Raw genomic sequence first — 8,804 nt, 5'->3', positions numbered from 1 at the left:
CTGCGAAACCTGGCTGACCAGCGGCACCTCTGATCTGAGGCGGCGCTCAATGACCGCGTCCATTCCACGCATGTCGTCGGCAATCAGGGCTAGGGCTGCGGCAGTGCTGGAGGAATTGACGGACAAAGGAGATCCAGGTGTTGGGAATGTGAAATCTGGGCAGATTATAGGAAGCCCCTCCGTCCGGCGGCGCTGGCGCAGCCCTGGGGCGCCTCCCGAACGCCGCAAAACGCCCGTTCTGGTCAATCCGGCCCTACCGTGCTAGAATATTGGGCTCTGCGGAAATCCGTCTGCAGAACTCAATAAAGAGGTCTTACATGTACGCGGTCATAAAAACCGGTGGCAAACAATACAAGGTTGCTACTGGAGAAAAAATTAAAGTAGAACAGATTGCTGCGGACGTAGGCCAAGAGATCGTTATTGACCAGGTATTGGCTGTCGGCACCGGCAGCWCRATCACGGTTGGTACGCCCTTGGTGTCCGGCGCCACTGTTACAGTCACTGTCCTTTCCCAGGGTAGGCACGACAAGGTTCGCATTTTCAAAATGCGCCGTCGCAAGCACTATCAGAAGCGTCAGGGCCACCGGCAAAACTACACGGAACTGCAAATCGGCGCCATCGCCGGTTAAGCAGGGACGTACCAGGAGTAACGAAAAATGGCACAGAAAAAAGGCGGCGGCTCTACGCGAAACGGGCGTGATTCACAGCCCAAAATGCTCGGCGTCAAGAAATTTGGCGGCGAAGTCATTAACGCAGGCAGCATCATCGTGCGCCAGCGCGGCACCAAGTTCCACCCAGGCGTCAATGTCGGCATCGGCAAAGACCACACGCTGTTTGCGCTGGTTGACGGCTCGGTCTCGTTTTCCGTCAAGGGTGCGCTGAACAAGCACACCGTGAATGTGACCCCGGCCTAAGCTGATCACTTCGGCAAGTCACTTCGACTGAAACGAAGCCCCGACCTGTCGGGGCTTTTTTGTTTGTAAACTTGTTTTTCGCCTGACGCTCCTGTTTTAACCGCAGCACTCCATCATGAAATTTGTTGACGAAGCCTTTATTGACATTGCCGCTGGCGATGGCGGGAGTGGCTGCGTCTCCTTCAGCCACGAGAAGTACAAGGAGTTCGGCGGCCCCAATGGCGGCGACGGCGGGCGCGGCGGCCATGTGTACGCCGTGGCCGACATCAACCTGAACACGCTGGTGGACTTCCGGTTTTCGCGCCGCCATGAGGCCCGTAACGGCCAGCATGGCATGGGGTCAGACATGTTCGGCGCCAAGGGGGATGACATCATCCTCAAGATGCCGGTCGGTACCATCCTGACCGACGGCGAAACCGGGGAAGTACTTTACGAACTGCTGGTTCCGGGCGAACAGGTACTGATCGCCAAGGGCGGCGACGGCGGTTTCGGCAACCTGCGTTTCAAAAGCTCGACCAACCGCGCGCCGCGCAGCAAGACACCCGGCTGGCCCGGCGAGCGCAAAAGCCTCAAGCTGGAATTGAAGGTGCTGGCCGACGTCGGCCTGCTCGGCATGCCCAACGCTGGCAAATCCACCTTTATTTCGGCTGTTTCCAATGCCCGTCCACGTATCGCGGACTACCCCTTCACCACCCTGCACCCCAACCTCGGCGTGGTGCGCGTGGGCCCGGAGCAAAGTTTCGTGGTGGCGGATCTTCCCGGCCTGATCGAAGGCGCCTCCGAAGGCGCCGGACTGGGCCACCTGTTCCTCCGGCATCTGCAGCGCACCCGCCTGTTGCTCCACATTGTCGACATGGCGCCTTTTGACGAAGGCGTGGACCCGGTGGCGCAGGCCAAGGCGATTGTGGGCGAACTCAAAAAATACGACGAAGCCCTTTACGACAAACCACGCTGGCTCGTCCTCAACAAGCTCGACATGGTGGACAAGGACAAACGTGCAGCGCTCGTGAAGGACTTCGTCAAGCGCTTCAAGTTCAAGGGCCCCGTCTTCGAAATCTCGGCCCTGACGCGCGAGGGTTGCGAGCAGCTGGTCAAAACCATCTATCAGCATGTCAAGCAAGTCCAGAAAAGCGAACAGCCGGTGGAAGAGGTTGATCCGCGATTTGCCGAACTGCCGCCGGAATCCCCGTAACGGCTTTTCCCGCTGATTTCCGGGTAAACGCCGCCAGCGTTTGCTATATAAACGATAGCTGCTTGCGCCCGCCCTGATTGGGCTAGAGCCCTAAAATATACTTAAATGCAAGAACAAACCGGCTCCTTGGTCCTGCGCAACGCCAAACGCATCGTGGTAAAGGTTGGCTCCAGCCTGGTCACCAACGAAGGGCGCGGGCTGGATTCCGTGGCCATCGGCCAGTGGTGCGAGCAGCTGGCAGCCCTCGTGAAGGACGGCCGGGAGGTCATCATGGTCAGCAGTGGCGCCATCGCCGAGGGAATGAAACGCCTCGGCTGGGCAACCCGGCCCAAGGCCATCCACGAGCTGMAGGCGGCCGCCGCCGTAGGCCAGATGGGGCTTGTCCAGGTTTACGAAACCAAGCTGCGCGAAAACGGCATCGGCAGCGCCCAGGTCCTGCTGACGCACGCTGACCTGGCTGATCGCGAACGCTACATCAACGCCCGTTCCACCCTGCTCGCGCTGCTGCAGCTGGGCGTGGTGCCCGTCATCAACGAAAACGATACGGTCGTCAACGACGAGATCAAGTTCGGCGACAACGACACGCTGGGCGCGCTGGTCGCCAACCTGGTGGAAGCCGATGCGCTTGTCATCCTCACCGACCAGCGCGGCCTTTACACCGCCGATCCGCGCAAGGACCCGTCGGCGCAGTTTGTGCACGAAGCCAAGGCTGGCGACGCGGCACTGGAGGCCATGGCGGGTGGCGCCGGCTCCAGCATCGGCAAGGGCGGCATGATCACCAAAATTCTGGCGGCCAAGCGCGCTGCGGGCTCAGGCGCATCCACCGTCATCGCCTGGGGGCGTGAGCCCCAGGCCCTGGTCCGGCTCGCCCAGGGCGAGCCCATCGGCACGCTGCTGGTGGCGCAGACCCAGAAAATGCAGGCACGCAAGCAATGGATGGCGGATCACCTCCAAATGCGGGGCTCCGTCACTGTGGACGCGGGCGCCGCCGGCAAGGTGCGCGATGACGGAAAAAGCCTGCTGCCCATCGGCATGACGGCGGTTCAGGGCGAGTTCTCACGCGGGGATGTCATCGCCATCCGGGACCCTGGAGGCATTGAAATTGCGCGTGGCCTGGCCAATTACTCCAGCGCCGAAGCCCGCATGATTTGCCGCAAGGCATCGTCAGAGTTCGAAAAACTGCTGGGTTATACGGGTGAGCCCGAGATGGTTCACCGTACCAACCTGGTATTGACCCGCTAGGTTTGCCGGCGCCACGGCTTCGCAGCCGCAGGCCCCTTATTCCCGGGTCCTGAAATTCGGGTTCTTCAGCCGCGACACCAGCAGGTCTACCGTTTGCACAGGCGCCGCGCTGTCACAGGCGCCGGCCCTGGCAAAACGCAAAGGGTGCTTGGACGGCATGTTGCCGAACATCGACTTCCACTCCGGATTGCTGACGTTGGTCCATTTGCCGTCTGAATAACGGGCATAGGTCTTGAATTCACCGGTGCTGCAGCGTATGCCTTCGTACATCACGTTGCGCGCGCCGCTGGCATTGGAGGCCACGATCACGTAGCGCACGACGCTGTCCTTGCTCGAAATCTGGATGGTGGCGGGGTCTACACCGTACACCAGCTGCGAATTGAGCGACACCTCAAAAGTAATGAGTTTGGCAAGGTCAAATGCCGGCGGCGCCGACACGTTGTCTTCTTTCCACTCTTCGGGATCTTCCAGCGGGGCCGCAGCCCATGAGGTACAGCTGATCCCCAGCAAAAGCGCGGCGGCCCCAAGGGCGGGTTTGAAATTCATGGCTTGGTCGGTTGGATGTTCGCATCCAGGCTGGTCTGCGGATCGGGTTCAAAAGTGGCGCCGGGCGGCAATTCAAAAGACGCCCCCAGCCTCGTCAGTGGCGCGTGAAAGGACTCGCCTGCGTGCGGCAGGCCGCCTTCGCCGGCCTGGCCTGCATGGTCGCGCGCGTGGTGCAGCCCTCCGCGCAAATAACGGTTGCGGTGGTCCGGACGTTGCTCAAAACGCGTGTCCGCGCGCGGAACGAACCGCGACAGCTCGGTCAGGGCCATTTCGTACACGCCGCGCTTGAACTCGACCACCACATCCAGGGGGACCCAGTAATCGTTCCAGCGCCAGGCATCAAACTCCGGGTGGTCTGTTGCGCGCAGGTTCAGGTCCCAGTCGTGGCCGACCAGCTGCAGCAGGAACCAGATTTGTTTCTGGCCTTTGTAATGTCCGCGCGCATCGCGGCGGATGAACCGGTCAGGCACCTCATAGCGCAACCAGTCTCGGGTTCGGGCCAGCACGCTTACATGCTGCGGCAACAGCCCCACTTCTTCATGCAACTCGCGGTACATGGCCTGCTCGGGATTTTCGCCCCGGTCAATGCCACCCTGCGGAAACTGCCACGAGTGGGTACGGATACGTTTGCCCCAAAATACCTGACTTCTCTGGTTGAGCAAGATGATGCCGACGTTGGGCCTAAAGCCGTCCCGGTCAAGCATAATCAAACCTCAATTTTTTAAACTGAGTCCATTATGCACAGCGAAGGCCCCAGCGCCAAGCGCACGGCGGGCTGCAGCACCCCTTTCTCGTCACTTTCCCGTCCCTTTTTCGACTCTTTTTCGACTCTTTCCCATCCTTTTTTCCAACCCCGGAATCCCCGAAAACCGCCCATGAAAGCCTCCCAGTTCTTTATTTCCACCCTCAAGGAAGCGCCTGCCGACGCGGAAGTCGTCAGCCACCAGCTCATGATGCGGGCCGGCATGATCAAGAAACTGGGCGCCGGCGTGTACAACTACATGCCGATGGGGCTGCGCGTGATCCGCAAGGTCGAGGCCATCGTGCGCGAGGAAATGAACCGGGCCGGCGCCATCGAAATGACCATGCCGGTGATCCAGCCGGCCGAGCTCTGGCAGGAAACCGGCCGTTTTGAAAAAATGGGCCCTGAGCTGCTGCGCATCAAGGACCGCCACGGCCGCGACTTTGTCGTCCAGCCGACCAGCGAGGAAGTCGTCACCGACGTGATGCGCCAGGACATCAAGAGCTACAAGCAGCTGCCCAAAAACCTGTACCAGATCCAGACCAAGTTCCGCGACGAACGTCGCCCACGCTTCGGCCTGATGCGCGGACGCGAGTTCATCATGAAGGACGCCTACAGCTTTGACCGCGACCAGGCCAGCGCCAAGGCCAGCTACCAGGTCATGGCAGCGGCCTACCGCAAGATCTTTGACCGCTTTGGCCTCACCTACCGCGCCGTCGCGGCAGACAGCGGCGCCATCGGCGGCGACCTCAGCGAAGAGTTCCAGGTGATCGCCGCGACCGGTGAAGACGCCATCGTCTACTGCCCCGGCAGCGACTACGCCGCCAACATGGAAAAGGCCGAGGCGCTGGCACCCCAGGGCGCACGCAAGCCAGCTACCCAGGCGCTGACCAAAACCGCCACACCGGGCAAGGCCACCTGCGCGGACGTCGCAGAGCTGCTGGGCATCCCGCTCGCTTCCACCGTCAAGTCGCTGGTGCTGGCCACCGACCAGGCCGACGAAACGGGCAAGATCGTCAAGACGCAGGTCTGGCTGCTGCTGCTTCGCGGCGACCACGACATGAACGAAGTCAAGGTGGGCAAGGTGCCGGGCCTGGCGGACTTCCGCTTTGCCACCTTGCCGGAGATTGAAGACCATTTCGGCTGCAAGCCCGGCTACCTCGGCCCGCTCAATTTGAAGAAGCCTGTCAAGCTGGTGGTGGACCGCGAAGTCGCGGCCATGGCCGACTGGGTGTGCGGCGCCAACGAAGTGGACTACCACGTCACCGGCGTCAACTGGGGCCGCGACCTGCCCGAGCCCGAACTGGTGGCCGACATCCGCAACGTGGTCGCCGGCGACCCTTCGCCCGACGGCAAGGGCGCGCTGGTGATCGAGCGCGGCATCGAGGTCGGCCACGTGTTCTACCTCGGCACCAAATACAGCCAGGCCATGAACGCCACCTTCCTCGGTGAAAACGGCAAGCCCCAGTTCCTGGAAATGGGTTGTTACGGCATCGGCATCACGCGCCTGCCGGCCGCCGCCATTGAGCAGAACCACGACGAGCGCGGCATCATCTGGCCCGATGCGATTGCCCCCTTCACCGTGGTGCTGTGCCCCATCAGCCCCGACCGTTTTCCCGAGGTCGAGGCCGCCGCCAGCAAGCTTTACAACGAACTGCTCGCAGCCGGTGTAGACGTGATCCTGGACGACCGCGGTGAACGCCCCGGCGCCATGTTCGCCGACTGGGAACTCATTGGCGTGCCGCACCGCGTCACCATCGGCGACCGCGGCCTGAAAGACGGCCAGCTCGAATACCAGCACCGCCGCGATGCAGCTTCCAGCAAGATCGACGTTGCCGGCGCTTTTGCCTTCCTCAAGGGAAAGCTGGCGCTTTGACGCTTCCATGGTTTCTGTGCGCTCATTGACAATGTCCGCATCCGGCGCCTCCCCGCCCAAGCCGCAGGGGGTTTCCAGGCGCAGCTGCCTGCAGGCCCTGCCCATTGCCCTCAGCCCGTTGTTGCTGGCCGAACAGGCGCATGCCGGTGCGCAGGTCGAAGAGCCGCTGATCGACTCGGTGCGCACCGCGCTGAGCTCGGCGATTGCCAACCAGGCGCCGCCCGTGCCCGAGTTCAAGGACACCGAAAGCCGGCTGGCTTACCTGCGCTGGCTGGGCGCCATGAGCGAGCGGCTGAAAAAGAAAAAACCCGAGTGGCAAATCCGCAAGGAGTTTTTGCAGACCGTCTGGTATGAAAGCAAGCGCGCCGGGCTGGACGTGACACTGGTGCTGGGCCTGATCCAGGTGGAAAGCAACTTCCGCAAGTTCGCAGTGAGCGTCGTCGGCGCGCGCGGCTACATGCAGGTCATGCCTTTCTGGACGCGCGTGATCGGCGACGGTGACCCCTCCAAACTCTTTCACATGCAGACCAACCTGCGCTTTGGCTGCGTGATCCTGCGTCACTACCTGGACCGCGAACGCGGCGACCTCTTCATGGGCCTGGGCCGTTACAACGGATCGCGGGGCAAGTCGCCTTATCCGAACGCCGTGATGGGGGCCAGCAAGGCCTGGGAATATTAGGCACACCCCCGTTCAGGCTCACTTCGTGTAGCCTGCTCCCCCCTTGCAGGGGGCGGCGCCTGCGGCCTGGCAAAGCCAGTTCCGCGGCCCCAGCTTGATACAGCATGGCGCTATCAATTCAATAGCTACTCGTGCACGTCCCTATTGGGCTGAGGTCCGATTTAATGCCTGAAAACAGGGTTTTGACGATGTTTTACGGCCAATACAACGAGTCCTGAAGGCATTTTGGTCTCTAAAAGGGGATTTTTGGCCTCTTTTTACCCATGAATAGTGCCTCTAGCCCAATGCTGGCGGGCGCGAGCAGCTATAAATTTAATAGCGGCCGGCTGCCTTGCCAGCAGGGGCCGCGGATCTGGCTCTGCCAGTCCGCAGGCGCCGCCCCTGGAAGGGGGAAGGCGCTACACGCAGTGAGCGTTCGACGGGGTGAACTTAGTTTTCGGCTTTGCCGGCCTGGAGGCGCCGCCCCCTGCAAGGGGGGGAGCAGGCTACACGCAGTGAGCCTGAACGGGGGTGTTCTATTTTTCTGCGGCAAACCAGTCCAGCACGGGCACCGTGCCCGGCAGCACCGGCTGCACTGTCACCGGCAGGTTTTGCCATGCAAAGGACTGGCCTTCATGCATGTGCAGCTCGCCGGTCCAGTCGAAGACCTTGCAGAAGTTGAGGCGCACCAGGGCGTGCGGGTAGTCGACCATTTCTACTTTCCAGGGCTGGGCGGCGCCTATGGTGACGCCGATTTCCTCTTGCAGTTCGCGTCGCAGGGCCTGCTCGACGGTTTCACCGGCTTCGAGCTTGCCGCCGGGGAATTCCCAATAACCTTCGTAAACCTTGCCTGGCGGGCGTGAGGTGAGCAGGAAATCGCCGTTCGGGCGGATCAGTACGCCGACGGCCACGTCGACCACCTTGCGGTCCACACCGCCCTCGCGCGGGCGCTCGCCGTCGGCGACCAGCACGCTCATGTCGAATGGTCGGGGGCGTGGTCGCCGTCGGGCGACGCAGCAGCAGCCGCCGCGCCCGGCCGCTCATACGCCGCGATGGGCGCAGCCGCCACAGGCCGGCTGGCGCTGTCGCGGCCGGCGTAGTCGCGGGCGAACTGGTAGGCCACGCGGCCGCTGCGCGAGCCGCGCTCCAGCGCCCAGACCAGCGATGCCGGCCTGGCCGCCGCAATCGCGTCGGGGCCCACGCCGAAGGACGACAGCCACTGCGCGACGATGGTCAGGTATTCGTCCTGGGTGAAGGGGTAAAAACTGACCCACAGGCCAAAGCGCTCCGACAGCGAAATCTTTTCCTCGACCACCTCACCGGGATGCACCTCGCCATCGTCGCCGTGGGTGTAGGTGAGGTTTTCCGTCATGTATTCGGGCAGCAGGTGGCGCCGGTTGCTGGTCGCGTAGATCAGCACATTGGGCGTGGCCGCCGCCACAGAACCATCGAGGATGGACTTGAGCGCCTTGTAACCGGGCTCGCCTTCTTCAAAACTCAGGTCGTCGCAAAAGACAATGAATTTTTCGGGCAGCCCGGACACCACGTCGACGATGTCCGGCAGGTCGGTCAGGTCGGCCTTGTCGACCTCGATCAGCCGTAAGCCGCGCGCCGAATATTCATTGAGGCAGGCC

Annotated in this window: 10 protein-coding genes; 6 read left to right on the top strand and 4 right to left on the bottom strand. The window is 62.1% G+C overall.

Translation table 11 applies throughout. The annotated features are described in order from the left end of the window. Positions 1-317: 317 nt before the first annotated feature. From rplU to proB, 4 genes are all read left to right on the top strand, one after another. Positions 318-629, top strand: coding sequence for a 50S ribosomal protein L21 (gene rplU, locus AC1D0Z_RS12620; protein ID WP_477658587.1), 312 nt, complete (start codon positions 318-320; stop codon positions 627-629). Between the two features lie 27 nt (positions 630-656). Further along, positions 657-914: a 50S ribosomal protein L27 gene (gene rpmA, locus AC1D0Z_RS12615; RefSeq protein WP_122955354.1), complete on the top strand. Its 258-nt coding sequence runs from the start codon at positions 657-659 to the stop codon at positions 912-914. 115 nt (positions 915-1,029) lie between these two features. Further along, complete coding sequence (gene cgtA, locus AC1D0Z_RS12610) at positions 1,030-2,106, top strand: Obg family GTPase CgtA (protein ID WP_457279680.1); 1,077 nt, start codon at positions 1,030-1,032, stop codon at positions 2,104-2,106. A 105-nt stretch (positions 2,107-2,211) separates the two neighbouring features. Then, the gene (gene proB, locus AC1D0Z_RS12605; RefSeq protein WP_477658586.1) at positions 2,212-3,348 is read left to right on the top strand and encodes a glutamate 5-kinase; all 1,137 of its coding nucleotides are present in this window, start codon (positions 2,212-2,214) and stop codon (positions 3,346-3,348) included. A gap of 36 nt (positions 3,349-3,384) precedes the next feature. Here proB and AC1D0Z_RS12600 read toward each other — a convergent pair whose 3' ends face one another. Both AC1D0Z_RS12600 and AC1D0Z_RS12595 read right to left on the bottom strand, forming a co-directional pair. Next, positions 3,385-3,894 (bottom strand): CNP1-like family protein, encoded by a 510-nt coding sequence (locus tag AC1D0Z_RS12600; protein ID WP_477658585.1) that lies wholly within the window; start codon positions 3,892-3,894, stop codon positions 3,385-3,387. Next, entirely contained in the window at positions 3,891-4,598 is a 708-nt protein-coding gene (locus tag AC1D0Z_RS12595; protein WP_477658584.1) for an RNA pyrophosphohydrolase, read from the bottom strand. Before AC1D0Z_RS12595 ends, AC1D0Z_RS12600 begins: the two co-directional genes overlap by 4 nt. Positions 4,599-4,769: 171 nt before the next feature. On the opposite strand from AC1D0Z_RS12595, the gene AC1D0Z_RS12590 reads away from it, so the two are divergent. Both AC1D0Z_RS12590 and AC1D0Z_RS12585 read left to right on the top strand, forming a co-directional pair. After that, on the top strand, positions 4,770-6,512 hold the full coding sequence (locus AC1D0Z_RS12590; protein WP_477658583.1) for a proline--tRNA ligase: 1,743 nt from the start codon (positions 4,770-4,772) through the stop codon (positions 6,510-6,512). A gap of 31 nt (positions 6,513-6,543) precedes the next feature. Then, positions 6,544-7,191: a lytic transglycosylase domain-containing protein gene (locus tag AC1D0Z_RS12585; protein ID WP_477658582.1), complete on the top strand. Its 648-nt coding sequence runs from the start codon at positions 6,544-6,546 to the stop codon at positions 7,189-7,191. Positions 7,192-7,706: 515 nt separating this feature from the next. Here the strand turns inward: AC1D0Z_RS12585 and AC1D0Z_RS12580 are convergent. After that, a complete protein-coding gene (locus tag AC1D0Z_RS12580; protein WP_477658581.1) occupies positions 7,707-8,147 on the bottom strand; it encodes an NUDIX domain-containing protein in 441 nt (146 codons plus the stop codon). Further along, positions 8,144-8,804 (bottom strand): ATP-binding protein (locus AC1D0Z_RS12575; RefSeq protein ID WP_477658580.1); only part of this gene is annotated, 661 nt, incomplete at its 5' end. The genes AC1D0Z_RS12575 and AC1D0Z_RS12580, both read right to left, overlap by 4 nt.

It is taken from the genome of Polaromonas sp. P1_E3, assembly GCF_056405935.1.
The sequence above is the reverse complement of the archived record's forward strand: the minus strand, read 5'-3'. Positions and strand labels throughout refer to the sequence as shown.

Coding starts and splice junctions, on each gene's coding strand:
- rpmA (WP_122955354.1), top strand. CDS start 657: ATGGCACAGAAAAAAGGCGGCGGCTCTACGCGAAACGGGCGTGATTCA.
- cgtA (WP_457279680.1), top strand. CDS start 1,030: ATGAAATTTGTTGACGAAGCCTTTATTGACATTGCCGCTGGCGATGGC.
- AC1D0Z_RS12600 (WP_477658585.1), bottom strand. CDS start 3,894: ATGAATTTCAAACCCGCCCTTGGGGCCGCCGCGCTTTTGCTGGGGATC.
- AC1D0Z_RS12595 (WP_477658584.1), bottom strand. CDS start 4,598: ATGCTTGACCGGGACGGCTTTAGGCCCAACGTCGGCATCATCTTGCTC.
- AC1D0Z_RS12590 (WP_477658583.1), top strand. CDS start 4,770: ATGAAAGCCTCCCAGTTCTTTATTTCCACCCTCAAGGAAGCGCCTGCC.
- AC1D0Z_RS12585 (WP_477658582.1), top strand. CDS start 6,544: ATGTCCGCATCCGGCGCCTCCCCGCCCAAGCCGCAGGGGGTTTCCAGG.
- AC1D0Z_RS12580 (WP_477658581.1), bottom strand. CDS start 8,147: ATGAGCGTGCTGGTCGCCGACGGCGAGCGCCCGCGCGAGGGCGGTGTG.